We start from the raw sequence: 14,361 nt of genomic DNA, 5'->3' as shown, positions 1-14,361 counted from the left end.
GCACTTGCCCTGTTGAAACGCTTTTTTCTACTGCGCATGACCTCCTCTGCCCACTCCTACGCCAACTCTGCCGACGTCTCCGACCTCTCCTCGCTACAGGGCCTGCGCGAGCAATACCGCGAGGCCAAGGCCCGGCAGATGGAGTTGCTGCGCAACCCCACGCTGGGCAGACGCAGCGTGCGCGGAGTGCTGCACCATTTCAGTGAACTGGCCGATGGTCTGCTGCGCACCCTCTGGCAACGCGCGCAGATGCCGCAAGGCGCGGCCCTACTGGCCGTCGGCGGCTATGGGCGCGCCCAGCTCTTCCCCTACTCGGACATCGATGTGCTGGTGCTGCTGCCCCAAAGCAGTGCACCGCCGGCTGCGGAACTGGCGGCCAGCATCGAGCAGTTCATCAGCAGTTGCTGGGATGCAGGCCTTGAAATCGGCTCCAGCGTGCGCAGCATTGCCGAATGCCTGCAGGAGGCCGCGCAGGACCTGACGGTGCAGACCGCCATGCTGGAGTCACGCCGCATCACCGGCAGCAAGGCCTTGTTTGCCGACTTCGAGCAGCAGTTCCGCGCGCAGCTCGATCCCAAGGCTTTTGTCGAAGGCAAGCTGCTGGAGATGCGCCAGCGCCACGCCAAATACGACTTCACGCCCTATTCGCTCGAGCCCAACTGCAAGGAATCGCCCGGCGGGCTGCGCGATCTGCACACCATGCTCTGGCTGGCCAAGGCCGCTGGCTTCGGCAACAGCTGGCATGAGCTGGCCGAGCAAGACCTGATCACCCATTTCGAGGTCCAGCAGCTCGAATCCAATGAATCCCTGCTCAGCCTGATCCGTGCACGCCTGCATGCCGTTGCCGGCCGCCATGAGGATCGGCTGGTCTTCGACCTGCAGACTGCCGTGGCCGAAGCCTTCGGCTACCGCTCCACCACGCCGGAGGGCCGCAAGCTGGCCATGCGCGCTGGCGAGACCCTGATGCGCCACTATTACTGGGCCGCCAAGGCGGTGACCCAGCTGTGCCAGATCGTGCGCATGAGCATCGAAGAGCGCCTGAACCCCGGCTCGCACGAGCTGATTCAGCTCAATGATCGCTTCTGTGAGAAGGCCGGCACCATCGAGGTGGTCAGCGACGATCTGTACGAGCGCGATCCGCATGCCATTCTCGAAACCTTTCTCATGTATGAGCAGCATGAGGGGCTGACAGGTCTGTCGACACGCACGCTGCGTGCGCTGTATGCCAGCCGCGACGTGATGGACAGCGCCTTCCGTCGCGACCCGGTCAATCGCGCCACCTTCATGAAAATCCTGCAGCAGCCGCGCGGCATCACCCATGCCATCCGGCTGATGAATCAGACCTCGGTACTGGGCCGCTATCTCTGGCCCTTCCGCCGCATCGTGGGACAGATGCAGCACGATCTGTTCCACGTCTACACCGTGGACCAGCACATACTGATGGTGCTGCGCAATGTGCGGCGCTTCTTCATGGCCGAGCATGCTCATGAGTATCCGTTCTGCTCCCAGCTCGCCGCAGGCTGGGACAAGCCCTGGATTCTGTATCTGGCTGCCATCTTCCACGATATCGGCAAGGGCCGAGGCGGCGATCACTCCGTGATCGGCGCCGTCGAAGTCAAGCGTTTTTGCCGCGCCCACCAGATCGACAAGGCCGATGCGGAGCTGGTCGAGTTTCTGGTACGCGAGCACCTGACCATGAGCCAGGTGGCCCAGAAGCAGGACTTGTCCGACCCCGATGTGATTCGTGCCTTTGCCGAACGCGTTGGCAACGAGCGCAAGCTCACTGCCTTGTACCTGCTGACGGTGGCCGACATTCGCGGCACCAGCCCCAAGGTCTGGAGTGCCTGGAAAGGCAAGCTGCTGGAAGACACCTACCGCCTGACCCTGCGTGTGCTAGGTGGTCGCGCCCCGGATGCCGCCGCCGAAATCGAAGCCCGCAAGCGTGAGGCGCTGGTGCAACTGGCCCTGTCTGCCCAACCCTTTGAGTCCCACAAGAAGCTCTGGGAGACACTGGATGTGAGCTACTTCATGCGCCATGAAGCGGCCGACATCGCCTGGCATACCCGCCATCTCTCGCGCCATGTGGGCCTTGGCAAGCCCGTGGTGCGCGCCCGGCGCTCGCTGGCCGGCGAAGGCCTGCAAGTGCTGGTCTATGCACCCGACCAGCCCGATCTGTTTGCCCGCATCTGCAGCTACTTCGACCGGGCCGGATTCTCCATTCTCGATGCGCGCGTGCACACGGCCAACAACGATTACGCGCTGGACACCTTCCAGGTCGTCGCCCCCACCATGCAGGAGCAATACCGCGAGCTCATGCACATGGTGGAAAGCGATCTGACGCAGACACTGCTGCGGGGCGGCCCGCTGCCCACACCCTCGCAAAGACGGCTGTCGCGCCGCGTCAAAAGCTTTCCATTCGCCCCGCGCGTCATCCTGCGCCCCGATGAAAAAGCCCAGCACTGGCTGCTGTCCATCTCCGCGTCAGACCGCGCCGGCCTGCTCTACATCATTGCCCGCATTTTGGCCCAGCACCATATCAGCGTGCACCTGGCAAAGATCAGCACCCTGGGCGAGCGCGTGGAAGACAGCTTCCTCATCGAAGGCCCTGAGCTGCAGGACAACAACAGCCAGTTGCGCATGGAGACCGAGCTGCTCAAGGCCCTGGCTCAGCCCGGTTGAACCAGGCCCGGCAATTCGGGCTTTAGTTTGATGATTCGCTGCCGATAAGCAGTCACCACTACTACGGAAAGCCCATGCAGCTCGCCTCCAATGAAGTTGCGGCATCGCCGCCCACCACACGCAGTGGCCTGTTTCATATGCCGTTGTTTCGCCCCGGCACCGAGGTCACTCAGAATGGCCGACGCGAAATCGTCAGTCATGTCATCTTGCGCAGACGCGAACTGATGGTCTACCTCCGAGGTCACGACGACCCGGTCAAACCCGATCGCCTGAGTCTTGCCCCCACGGTGTTCACCACCGAACGCCGGCCTGAACCACTGACCTGGTTTCTTTGATCCCTCGAAACAAGAAAGCCGCTGACGCTCATGGCATCAGCGGCTTTTTCTATGGAACCCGGCTATCAGCCCAGCTTGGCCTGTGCATTGGCCATGATCTGGCCCAGTTGCACCGGCGCCGCCGGCTGCCACTGCGGATTGAACTGCAGGCCTGCAGCCTGAGGAAACAGCATGACCACCGTGGAGCCGAGCTGAAAGCGGCCCATCTCCTCGCCTCTAGCCAGCGTCACCGCTTCGGCACCTTCGTAATTCCAGGTCTTGATATGGCCTGGACGCGGAGGATTGATCAGGCCATGCCACACCGTTGCCATGCTGCCCACTATCGTCGCTCCCACCAGCACCAGCACGAAGGGCCCATGATCGGTATCGAACACGCAGACCACGCGCTCGTTGCGCGCAAACAAGCCGGGTACGCCACGTGCGGTAACCGGGTTCACCGAGAACAGATCCCCTGGCACATAGGTCATGCTGCGCAGCTTGCCGGCACAGGGCATATGAATGCGGTGATAGTCGCGCGGGCTCAGATAGATCGTGGCAAAGCTGCCGTTATCGAACTGGCGCGCCAGAGCCGCATCCCCTCCCACCAGGGCAGTCGCACTGTATTGATGCCCCTTGGCCTGAAATATCTGCTCGCCTTCTATCCTGCCGAACTGACTGATCGCACCATCTACCGGGCAAATCCAGTCCGCCTGCGCCAGAGGACGAACACCGTCCTTGAGCGCACGTGTGAAAAAGGCATTGAAGGTCTTGTAGGCAGCAGGATCGGGATTGGCCGCTTCGGCCATGTTCACCTGGTAGCGCTGGATAAAGCGACGAATGACTGCCGTCGTCAATCCGCCGGCCTCGGCTTGCGCCAGTTTTCCCATCAGCGCGGTCAGCGCCTGCTTGGGCAAGAAATATTGGGAAAGTACGGCGAGTCGATCAGACACAATGGAATTTTGCTATCAAAGTTATAGAGTTGTCGAACAGGATTCTAGCCAAGACCACGGCAGCGGCGGCTGTCTTTGGGGGCTACAGGCGTTTTACCCCATCCAGGCCACCGCCCAGGCTCGATATCTCAATGATGCAAGCGTCATGACAAAGACCCATGCCCCCGTCTCATCGCTGCGACGCTTTACCCCTTTATGAGGGCATAAGCGAAGGCGAGACGCTACAATTCCAATGTTTAGCTGAATGCTGTTTCACAGCACGGCTTGATTGGATATCGGCCTTTTGTTCGGTCTGCGCAAACAGCGCAGCGCCCTTGCCACATTGAGGCCTGAGCAGTTGTTCTGCTCAGGCCTTTTCCGTGGTGATGACGAGCAAGCGCCGCAACTGACCTTTTCTAAGAGATTGAACAAATGGCCAAGGAAGAACTGATTGAAATGCAAGGTTCCGTGACGGAAGTCCTGCCTGACTCGCGTTTTCGCGTCACGCTGGACAACGGTCACCAACTGATTGCCTACACCGGCGGCAAGATGCGCAAGCACCACATCCGCATTCTGGCCGGCGACAAGGTGTCGCTGGAAATGTCGCCCTATGATCTGACCAAGGGCCGTATTACCTTCCGCCACCTGGCCAACCGTGGCCCGGCCCCCACGACACCTCGTTCAAAATAAATAGCGCCTCATCATCAAAAATTCGCCACTTTCAAAAGATGCGCAATTTTTTGTAGTTAGAATAGAGGCTTCGGAGCGTAGCGCAGCCTGGTAGCGCATCTGCTTTGGGAGCAGAGGGTCGCGAGTTCGAATCCCGCCGCTCCGACCAAATGACAAGGGGTTAGATCGAAAGATCTAACCCCTTTTGTCTATCTAGGCTTCTCGACCTTGCCGGCTTATACGCGCCATCATATCTATTTGCGGCTTGGCAGACTAAGAACCGCCTTAACCCTCTTTGAGGCCGGCACGAAGCATCGATGCTTTGCGCCCTCATGGCAAGAAGGCTGACGCCTCCCTCCTAATTCGAGCTTGCACTCCTTCGGCCCAAAGTGACACATGCAAGAGCTCTCCGTGAGCGATGAAGCAGCCCGCATCATCCGCGCGACATGCCACCCAGGCGTGGCCTTGACTGGCTCAAAGGAATAAGAAAAGCCGTCGAGGCAGAACCAGGGCCGCAGCAACCAGCTTTCGGCAGGCAAAAGAAAAAGCCCCGGCTGCTACGGCCAGGGCTTTGGAATTGGCGCCAGGGGTTAAGCCATCTTTCAGTGCTACAACCTGAACCTAGCGATGCGTATCTTGCTCTCGAAATATGACAGACAGATGGCAAAAAGCCCTGACCGTTTCCGGCCAGGGCTTTATTGGTTGCGAGGGCCGGATTTGAACCAACGACCTTCGGGTTATGAGCCCGACGAGCTACCAGACTGCTCCACCTCGCGATATTCCGCGTCGGGGGCCGACCACCATTCCTAGGCGCCTGCATGATTTCCCCGACGCTTGTATTGTAGCACATATGTATAAATCTACAGCATGAATAGATATTCAGTAATGAATCCCCTCGGGAAGCAACACAAAAGTCAGTTGGCCAACCTAGCGGACTTTGCTCGTTAGAGCTCGTGCAGCTTACTTTTTGGTCGCCTCTTGAATCGCTTCTTTCAGATCACCTATCTTCTTCTGAGCGGTGCCTTCAACCTGCGTTGCGATCCCCTGGCTTCTTGCTCAGGACTGTCTATGTGTTCACCAAGCCTCTCCTGAATCCTGCCTGCCACATCCTTCATGTGCCCTTGACTTGATCAGTATTCATGACACCCTCCTTATGAACAAAGCCGCGAAATGCGGCTTGAGTCAAAGTTAAGCGCTAGTGAGGCCTACGGCCGCGGGACCTGCCAGGGCATCCATGTGATGCAAACCCTTGCGCGCCATCAATTGCTCACAACGGCAAACGCAAAACAAAGGCGCCCGCTGATCATGCTTGAAACTATGGTCACGCCGCTGGCTACCCTAGGCAGCCTGGGCATACGCCTCAATATTGCGATGAATGGCAGCTATCGGGGCGTTCCTTATCAAGATACGTCAGCAGCATCCGAAATATCGACCAGAGGGAACGCAAACCATGGATTCGACATCATGCCAGCCCTGACCAGACGCCAGCGCACAGAGTTCAAGTGCTCCTTCTCCAGGACATAGGCTGCAAACAGCACGTGATGGAGCTTCATGGACGCGGCTTGCAGCACAAGCTGAGCCTGTCTAGCACCCAGTCCGGAATTGAAGGCAATGGCTCATCTTCCTGCCGCAGAGGCTGGTACCGCTCCTCGGCACTGACACCTCGCAGCCTCTTCCAACCGCCCTGAACCCAGCGCCCGCATCTATCCGGCAACTCTTGGTGCCATTCAGTTTCATGCCTCCAGGCATCGATCCTCTCTTTTTATAGTCCTGAGAATTACACGGTTATTTGCAAACGATTCTCAATTGCGTTTATGATTCACCCCATGGTGCAGCGAGTCGCTGTACCGCCTCTTCATCGTGGGGCGCTGACAAGCAGGGGCTTGCAGCGTTTTAGCTAGCCAGCGGCCCTCTCCTATTAGCCAAGCCTTTTTTCCACGATCGAGCCAATCAAGTCGTCAGCCACAGCAGCACGGCCAAATACCGTTGCGCAATCACAAGCCTGTCTCCCGGCTGGAGCACCGGCCAGAGCTTCTCGACTGCGCCATCACGCACCGCATGTGGCTGGCAGAGTCCTGCACCAGATTGACGGCAAGCATCCAGCAAAACCCGGCCATCACCGCTACTGATCCACCGCCCTGCGTTGCGGCAACGATCCCGAAGAGGAGGAAAACCCATGGCTAAACCACTTGGCACCATCGCGCTTGCTGCCCGCCCCTCCGCTGCCGCGATACCATGAGCCACTGACCCGGCTTGGGTGGATACCCCCTTCCGCAACTTCATTCCTCTCTGGCAGTGCGATCCGAATCGCTGCACGCAACTGCCTTTTCCTGTCCGTGCAAACAGGCTAGCGACTGGACAACAAGACCGTGCAATGCATGTTTGAGAATTCGCGAGCACACCTCACAACTTACATTCCTGTCAACGAACTGACACAGTCAAGCATTAAAAAGGGACTCATCAGCTTCCATCCACCCTGCAAGGAGTAGCCATGACCTACCTGTACGCCGCCTATCCCGAACTCAAAGCGACGAATCAAGAGATCATGACGCCAATGCCTGACCCCCACTCTCCCGAAGAGGTTCTGCGGATACTGTCCCAGACCCCACCCGAAGGCGAGTACAGCGCCGACGCTTTCTAACGGTTTCCAGATAAACCAAGCCACCCGAAGGTGGCTTTTTTGTTTGCGTTTCAGGTCTAGCGCCGACCGTTCCCACGCCCGCCGTGGTGCTTATGCCCACCTCCATGACCACCTGACCGATGGCCATGATGCTTGTGGCCGTGCGGATGCCCGTAGTACCCATCATGGTGACGGTGCCCATAACCATGCCCGTGATGTGCATAGCAGCCAGACAAGAACAGCGCAAATGCCGAGACTCCAAGTAACTTTTTCATAGCAATAAGTCTAGGTTATTCAATCGCTTACGGGTATTCGATGTGTAAGCAAGTGAAGCTCCTGCCATGCTTAGCCGGCCTTGAACTGGCTGTTGTTTCTGTAGCCTCATGTGGCCTCGAATTTAGTGAACCCCAACAGCCCACAGCCCCTCTTTCCAGGACCAGGATGGCTGCGATACGAGCCCTGGGATGAGGCTCAAGCGTCAGAAGTGCCTTGTCACCAGGCCGATACCGCGCCGCTTGCGCGTCTCGGGTATCAAGCCCTGGAAGCAGGAGGACACAAAGCATGCCCAAGAGCGGCGTTGCCAGATAGTTCAAAAGACTCGAGCCAACTGATATGGCCAACGCATTCACCCGTCGGGTGGCCAGACGCAAGAAAGTTAACTCATCAGATATGAGAGCCCCATAGAGCTTCGACCTCTCCATACACAAAAAGCAAAAGCAAAAGGCGAGAGACCTGCCCAGCCAAATTGCAATCTCCAAAGATTTGGAAATTTCGATTTTCTGCAAACAGGGTTTACCCCTGTTTTCCATATCATCATTACGTGAAAAATAGAACGAAGATTCATTCTATTTTTACAATGCAAAAAGAAACTTGGACATTCTTTCCAAATTCCGGCTCCCGCCATATTCAAACGCTTAGTGTGGCTCTGAGGCTTTTTGTAAGAAATGGCTTCTTTAACACTTCAATCCAAGAGTTATGCACCGAGTCCGGAGTTTCTATCGGATATTTCTACAACCACTTCACTGATAAAGAAGGCATTGCCAGGGAGCTTTATCGACACCTGCTCTCCCGCATGAATGCGCTGCTGGATGTCATAGAAGCGCAGCACGCAAGCAGCCGCGAACGCTGTGAAGCCGTACTGCGCATGCTGTTCGCCTTGGCTGAAGCCGAGCCTGATGCAATGGGTTTTGTGGTCAATGCACGCCACCGCGAGTTTCTGCCAGAGGAGCAAGCGATCTGTTCCGCTTCCGCATTTGTCCGTATGCGCGGCTTTGTGTTCTCCGGCATGAAAGACGGCGAGATTCGCTCAATGGAACCCATGGTTGCCGCCAGTTTGATGTATGGCAGTGCAATCCGCATTATCTGCCTGCGCCTTGACGGATTGGTGGACACACCGCTCGAACAACTCTTTGACTCCTTGTGGGAAGGAGTATGGCGCTCACTTCGGCCCAATTGAATTTGGTTTCACGAACCGACACCTGTCAGGTGCCGGCCATTTTTCGACTGAATGTTAAGAGGAGTAGCAGGATGGCACATCACATATTGATCATTGGCGGCGGCATTGGCGGAACCATGACGGCCAATCATCTGGTCATCAAGTTATATCCGGAATTGCTAAGCGGCAAGGTGCGCATCACCATGCTCTCCAATTCTCCTTGGCACTATTACAAGCCAGCCTTTATGTATGTGGCTTTCAATGCATTCTTCCGGGATGAACTGAGACGTAAACAGCGCGAGCTGCTGAGGCCTGAAATCGACTTTCAAGTCGAGGAAGTGGAGAGCTTTGATTTTTCGGCTCAATCAGTCCAATGCAAAAGCGGAAAACGCTTTAACTACGACCATCTTGTGATATCCACGGGCTGCGTTCCCTCTCCAGAGCGCATTGCCGGCTTGACCGAAGGCGGCGACCATTTCTACCAGCATGGGCCTGCCCGCAAATTGGCCGACAAGCTGACTCGTATCGAGAAGGGTCGAATATTCATCACCGTGACCTTCCCCAAGACCCCGAACGTCCCCCACCAGTGCGGCATCGCACCGATCGAGACGACTCTGATGCTCGACGATCTGTTGCGCCGCCGCGGAGTGAGAGACAAAGTGGAGATCATCTATACCTACCCAACGGTATCGCAATTGCTGCGCAACTGCCTGTTCCTTCAGAGGGATACCTGCGAGATCCTCCCCACGGTGTTCGAGCAACGCGGTATACGTTATCAGCGCGGGTTCACGTTGTCGCACGTGGACCCCGACGCAAAGATCGCCTATTCGGAAGAGGGCGAATCAGAAGACTTCGACATTCTCATGGCCACACCCCCCATTCGCGCAGTACAGGCCGTACGCGATAGCGGTATGTCCCAGGCACAAGATGGCGAAGGTTGGCTCCCCACTGACCACGAGACGATGCAAATGCTAGGCACCTCGAATGTCTACGTGCTCGGCGACACCGTGGATCTTCCTGTCAGCAAGGCCGGTGGCTCCTGCCACAGCCAGTCACCTGTTGTCGTCAACAACATCGCATCGCAAATCCGCTTCGACCGTACTTGCGATGCATACGACGGCCGAGTTGTGGCCATCGCGCAGATGGGACTCGATGACGGAATGCCTCTTTGGTATGACTACAAAGTAGATGTCAAGCCAACGCCTCCCACCAAGATCGGCGGAATGATGCGCAAGGGCTTCAATCGAGGCCTGTACTGGGCGGTAGCACGCGCCCTGGTCTAAGCCAGCTTCATGGATGTACACAAGGAGATTCGAGATGAATAGCACTACCGATATTCCGATGGCCGAGCACGAATCTGCCATGAAACTCAGTGCAGGCCTGCTGAACGACGATGCCGCTCTTCAGGGTTTGGCCGAACTCATGAGCAAACTCGAGCCTCTATTGGCAGGGCGCCGCCTGAACCGTGTCGTAGACATGCTTTCCGCGGCTGCCGATGCGGTCGAGATGAGCGATGCGTACATGGTCGAAAAGCTGGCCAGAGCTTTTGAAGAAAGCGTATCTGCAGCATGGTCAGCCGGAAACGCGGCCCGCATGGCCGCAGCCCGCATGGAGCGACTCGAGACAACACCTACTTTAATTGGCCTTCTTCGCATGGCGGGTGAGCCAGATGTGCGCCGTGGGTTGGCGTTCCTGCTATCCATGGCTGGAGCATTGGGCCGGCAACATGCCTATGACCCTATCGACTACACAGCGGACTGAAGGCAAGTTCTTAGCAGTTCTGGCCCCAGCCCCCTCCGCCGCAGCCGGTCTTTCTTTTCTGGAGAGGCAATCAATCTATGAGGCCTTGCCTCCTGAATAGTTGTGCCGCCTGTGCAACGCCAAGCCTTCCCCCGCCGAATCCCTTGGACAGATCAGCAAGGCACTGGCAGAGCACTTTGCACCATCAGTTGCAGTCGTGAAGCAGATGAGCCAAAAACCTTTGCATTCAAGCCGCCATGTCCACCGAGTTCATTCGCCGAGGTACTGCCACACATTTACAAATCCACCACGGATGACGAGCGAGCGCCCCTCGGAACCGCAGGAAAGGATGGCTGGCACGGCGCTGCGCTTGTCGTAGTGATGCCGCACACCGTCTGCTGGCGGGGCAGCCGCAGCTCTGCCCTGACAGCACTTGAAGGTGCGCGCCGCTGACTGCATGCAGGTAGCGCAATGCAAAAGCCCGACCACTGTCACGAGGCTTTCAAGCACCGGGCAGCCTGTTTAGCGAGAAAGTAGAGCCTCAAAACAGTCTGCGCTCGCTGCATAGCAGCGAGCTGCAAAAAACAAAAATGCCCCACAAGCAAACCTGTGGGGCATTTTATAAACTGGGGTGGCTGATGGGACTCGAACCCACGACAACAGGAATCACAATCCTGGACTCTACCAACTGAGCTACAGCCACCGTAGAAGTCTCTATTCTACTTCAGAATTTGAGCCATCAAATCAAAATTGAGAGCAATAAACACTGAACTAGCAACGATTCAAGGCAAACACCTCTCATCAAATAAAAACGCTCTGCGCTGCAGAGCGTTTTTGAAATTCTGGGGTGGCTGATGGGACTCGAACCCACGACAACAGGAATCACAATCCTGGACTCTACCAACTGAGCTACAGCCACCGTAGAAGCATCTATTGTAATGCATAAATCAGGCCGGAAATAAACTCATGCCTGATTTAAATGCCTTACTGAGGACGCGGCACCTTGATCTGGACCTTGAAGGTCTTCTTCAACTGTTCATAGTAGGCCATGACTTCAGCCATGGAAGACCACTGCGTGAACTGCGCCTTTTGCTGCTCCAGCACCTGAGCATCTTGCGCAGGACGCTGAGCAATGCGATTGACCTTGATCACGGCATAACCTGCATTGCCAAGGTCGACACCCTCCCATGCAGGCAGGGCATTCGTGGGGGCGCGCAATGCCGCATCCAGCACTTCACGCGGCAGGTCCCTGGCTTGATCGCGACCCACCTCGACAGCCGCAGGCAGTTGAGCTGCTTCAGGCTTGGCCTTCCATTCGGCCATCTTGGCCTTGCCTTCCTGCTTGGCCAGCTCTGCGGACTGGTGCGCCACATATAGCTGCTTGAGCTTCTCACCCACTTCATCCATGGACTGGGTGTGCGCAGGAGCATAGCTCAGCACACGACCAGCCACCAGGTTGCTGGGGGCCAGCTCCACTGCGTCGGTATTGCGCTTGTTCTCCAGAGAGTCTGCGGAGAACAATGCCTCAAGGAAACGCTTGTTGGCCAGAGGACCTTGCGCATCAGGGGCTGGCTCACGCGTCACGTTCTCGACCTTGTGAATGCTCAGCTTGAACTTCTCGGCCACAGGCTTGAGGCTTTCGGACTGCTCGTAAACGGCGTTGGAGAAGGCTTCGGCCGCCTCTGCAAACTTGCGCTGAGCCTGTTGTTGCTTGAGATCTGCTTCCAGCTTGGGGCGCATTTCCTCGAACGAGGGCACCTTGGGCTGCTTGATGCCGGTCAGCTCGATGATGTGAAAGCCAAAGTCAGACTCGACCACATCGCTGATGTCGCCCTGCTTCATCTTGAAAACGGCTTCTTCAAATGGCTTGACCATGGCCTCGCGGCCAAAGTAACCCAGATCACCGCCATTGGCAGCAGAGCCGGGATCCTGCGAGTTGGCCTTGGCTACCTGGGCAAAGCTCTTGGGATCTTTGCGCACCTGGGCCAGCAATTGCTCAGCCTTGGCCTTGGCTTTTTCACGCTCGGCAGCCGGAAGATCCCTGGCCGCATTGATCAGGATATGGCTGGCACGACGCTCTTCGGGACCAGCAAGACGGGCGGCATTTTCCTTGTAATAGGTGCGCAGGTCGTCTTCGCTCAGAACAATGCCTTGTTGTACAGCGGCCAGATCCAATTGGACATATTCCACCGTTGCTGCCTCGGGCTGTTTGAACTGGTTGGTGTGTGCTTCATAGAAAGCCTTGAGCTCGGCCTCCGTGGGCTGGACCTTGCCTGCAAAGGCACTGGCATCAAACCGGGCAACTTGAATTTCTCGGCGCTGATACAGGGCGTCCATGGCCTGCTGCAACTGCGCGGCAGTCGTGAAGCTTGTCGAAGAGACGGAACCCAGTACCTGATTGAGTGCCAGTTCCCGACGCAGATTGGCTTCAAACCCTTCGGGAGTCATGCCCTGCGAACCGACCAGAGCCTTGTAGGCTTCTGCATCCAGCGAGCCATCGGGTTTTTGCAAGGACGCAATCGCGGGGATTTCGCGCAAGGTACGCACCAACTGTGCATCGGGCGTTGTCAGGTGCATCTTGGCGGCAGCAGCTGCCAGCACGCGATCACGCACCAGCTTCTCCAGCGTGGCATAGCGCGCCTCTGGCGAGTCGAGCAGCTTGGCATCCATGGTCGGATTCTGCGCACGCAGGCGGTCGCTTTCAGCCCTGTGAGCGTTGTCCCAGTCCTGCTGGGTGATGTCATGCCCATCCACGCGGGCCACAGTCTGGCTGGACTCGGTGAAGTAGTTCTGGTTGACTCCGACAAAAATGAAAGAGGGAATGATCAGCAAGAACAACAAGATCATCACGAACTTGGAATGCTTGCGGATGGATTCGAACATGGTCAATCTTTCTGCGGCAGCAAAAATAAAGGCGAACTTGCGTTCGCCTCATTAACAATGGTGAAAGCCGTGCGACCCGCTTGCGCCACCGACCGGGCCTCTACAGGGCACTGATGCTCTACAGAACTGCCATCCAACCTCCACCAACAGGGTTAGGCTAATCCTGTCCATTCTAACTGCCAGCTTTTCCATTGCCGCTGTCTAGCCAGGGCATCTTGCATAGAAATACCCCGAACAACCGTCACTTCCAGTAGCAATAGACGCCAAAACTCAAAGAAGGCTTTGAGCTCTCCAAGCCTTCTTTGCGCTGTAGGGGCGGGTACTGAATGTCTCGAACCGCCTAGCCACTCTGCGCGAAGGCTTATATCTTCATCAATATCCGCAACTTGCAGTGGTCTCCAGCTTTCCTTCCCAGCCACACTCGAGGATGACGCACATGCACATGCACATGCACATGCACATGCACATGCACATGCACATGCACATGCACACGCACACGCACACGCACACGACTGCTGCTGCATGCGCTGTTTGACGCCCGGTCCAGGCACCGGAAACTGCTTGCAGATCCCCTGATCCAATACCGTCCGGCGTCCTCCTTGACCTCGTCGTCGGCATCTCAAGGACGACACCCTGACAACCCGATGCGAAGGGCTGGCTTCGACAACGTGATCCTGCGCAGTCTCTACGACACGTTCTCCCAGCAACTACCCTGGGAATGGTTCTTTGACCGCGACATGCGAGCCATCCTCGACCTTCATCCCGCAGCAAAAGCTGTGGGCGGCTTTGTGGACGTAAAGCACTACGCCCTGCATGAAGCAAGCCATGAGGCCAAGCAACTGGCAAAGTCACTCACCTTGCTCCAAAGCCTGATTGCCAAGGGGACCTGTGAAATGGCCGCACACCCGCACCCTAGCCCTCGCGCTTCTGATAGCCCGCCCCTGAAATAAAGCCACTGATCGCGCTGACCCTCTTTGGCTTCTTCTGCCTGATTGGCGTGCCCGTGGTGAACGCCAAGACGCCAGATGCCTGGCCGATGTGAGTGCGATCGACTCAATTGAGATAGCTGCTTGCGCTTTACAGACAAGCGCT

The 14,361-nt window shown here is 57.0% G+C and carries 11 protein-coding genes, 4 tRNA genes and 1 pseudogene; 9 read left to right on the top strand and 7 right to left on the bottom strand.

Features of this window, described 5'->3' with window-relative positions:
- Positions 1-36 precede the first annotated feature (36 nt).
- A complete protein-coding gene (locus EIC84_RS01115; protein WP_050788977.1) occupies positions 37-2,679 on the top strand; it encodes a [protein-PII] uridylyltransferase in 2,643 nt (880 codons plus the stop codon).
- Between the two features lie 74 nt (positions 2,680-2,753).
- A complete protein-coding gene (locus tag EIC84_RS01110; RefSeq protein WP_003056528.1) occupies positions 2,754-3,014 on the top strand; it encodes a hypothetical protein in 261 nt (86 codons plus the stop codon).
- A 65-nt stretch (positions 3,015-3,079) separates the two neighbouring features.
- Here the strand turns inward: EIC84_RS01110 and asd are convergent, their stop codons facing one another.
- A complete protein-coding gene (gene asd, locus EIC84_RS01105) occupies positions 3,080-3,943 on the bottom strand; it encodes an archaetidylserine decarboxylase (RefSeq protein ID WP_003066437.1) in 864 nt (287 codons plus the stop codon).
- Between the two features lie 411 nt (positions 3,944-4,354).
- Between asd and infA the strand changes: the two genes are divergently transcribed.
- Both infA and EIC84_RS01095 read left to right on the top strand, forming a co-directional pair.
- Positions 4,355-4,612 carry a translation initiation factor IF-1 gene (gene infA, locus EIC84_RS01100; protein WP_003056533.1) on the top strand — a complete coding sequence of 86 codons (258 nt, stop codon included), beginning with the start codon at positions 4,355-4,357 and terminating at the stop codon, positions 4,610-4,612.
- 71 nt (positions 4,613-4,683) lie between these two features.
- Positions 4,684-4,760 (top strand) — tRNA-Pro (locus tag EIC84_RS01095).
- A 530-nt stretch (positions 4,761-5,290) separates the two neighbouring features.
- Here EIC84_RS01095 and EIC84_RS01090 read toward each other — a convergent pair.
- The 3 genes and pseudogenes from EIC84_RS01090 to EIC84_RS25900 form a co-directional block, all read right to left on the bottom strand.
- Positions 5,291-5,367 (bottom strand) — tRNA-Met (locus EIC84_RS01090).
- A gap of 184 nt (positions 5,368-5,551) precedes the next feature.
- Positions 5,552-5,732, bottom strand: a pseudogene (locus tag EIC84_RS26265) (CsbD family protein).
- Between the two features lie 259 nt (positions 5,733-5,991).
- Entirely contained in the window at positions 5,992-6,144 is a 153-nt protein-coding gene (locus tag EIC84_RS25900; protein ID WP_003066436.1) for a hypothetical protein, read from the bottom strand.
- 938 nt (positions 6,145-7,082) lie between these two features.
- On the opposite strand from EIC84_RS25900, the gene EIC84_RS25895 reads away from it, so the two are divergent.
- The 4 genes from EIC84_RS25895 (at position 7,083) to EIC84_RS01070 (ending at position 10,407) form a co-directional block, all read left to right on the top strand.
- On the top strand, positions 7,083-7,232 hold the full coding sequence (locus EIC84_RS25895) for a hypothetical protein (protein ID WP_003066434.1): 150 nt from the start codon (positions 7,083-7,085) through the stop codon (positions 7,230-7,232).
- A 799-nt stretch (positions 7,233-8,031) separates the two neighbouring features.
- On the top strand, positions 8,032-8,667 hold the full coding sequence (locus EIC84_RS01080; RefSeq protein WP_237704460.1) for a TetR/AcrR family transcriptional regulator: 636 nt from the start codon (positions 8,032-8,034) through the stop codon (positions 8,665-8,667).
- Positions 8,668-8,738: 71 nt separating this feature from the next.
- Positions 8,739-9,929, top strand: a complete 1,191-nt coding sequence (locus tag EIC84_RS01075) for an FAD/NAD(P)-binding oxidoreductase (protein WP_003066430.1) — start codon at positions 8,739-8,741, stop codon at positions 9,927-9,929.
- A 34-nt stretch (positions 9,930-9,963) separates the two neighbouring features.
- A complete protein-coding gene (locus EIC84_RS01070) occupies positions 9,964-10,407 on the top strand; it encodes a DUF1641 domain-containing protein (protein ID WP_003066428.1) in 444 nt (147 codons plus the stop codon).
- Between the two features lie 606 nt (positions 10,408-11,013).
- On the opposite strand, the gene EIC84_RS01065 is transcribed toward EIC84_RS01070, so the two are convergent.
- From EIC84_RS01065 to EIC84_RS01055, 3 genes are all read right to left on the bottom strand, one after another.
- Positions 11,014-11,089 (bottom strand) — tRNA-His (locus EIC84_RS01065).
- Positions 11,090-11,229: 140 nt separating this feature from the next.
- Positions 11,230-11,305 (bottom strand) — tRNA-His (locus EIC84_RS01060).
- Between the two features lie 65 nt (positions 11,306-11,370).
- Positions 11,371-13,269 carry a SurA N-terminal domain-containing protein gene (locus EIC84_RS01055; RefSeq protein WP_003066426.1) on the bottom strand — a complete coding sequence of 633 codons (1,899 nt, stop codon included), beginning with the start codon at positions 13,267-13,269 and terminating at the stop codon, positions 11,371-11,373.
- Positions 13,270-13,868: 599 nt separating this feature from the next.
- On the opposite strand from EIC84_RS01055, the gene EIC84_RS01045 reads away from it, so the two are divergent.
- Positions 13,869-14,219, top strand: coding sequence for a 3'-5' exoribonuclease domain-containing protein (locus tag EIC84_RS01045; protein WP_131361342.1), 351 nt, complete (start codon positions 13,869-13,871; stop codon positions 14,217-14,219).
- The last annotated feature ends 142 nt before the right edge of the window (positions 14,220-14,361 follow it).

Source organism: Comamonas sp. A23 (assembly GCF_004522605.1).
GTDB lineage: Bacteria > Pseudomonadota > Gammaproteobacteria > Burkholderiales > Burkholderiaceae_C > Comamonas > Comamonas thiooxydans.
Note: the sequence above shows the minus strand (reverse complement) of the source record. Positions and strands in the feature narration are given on the sequence as shown.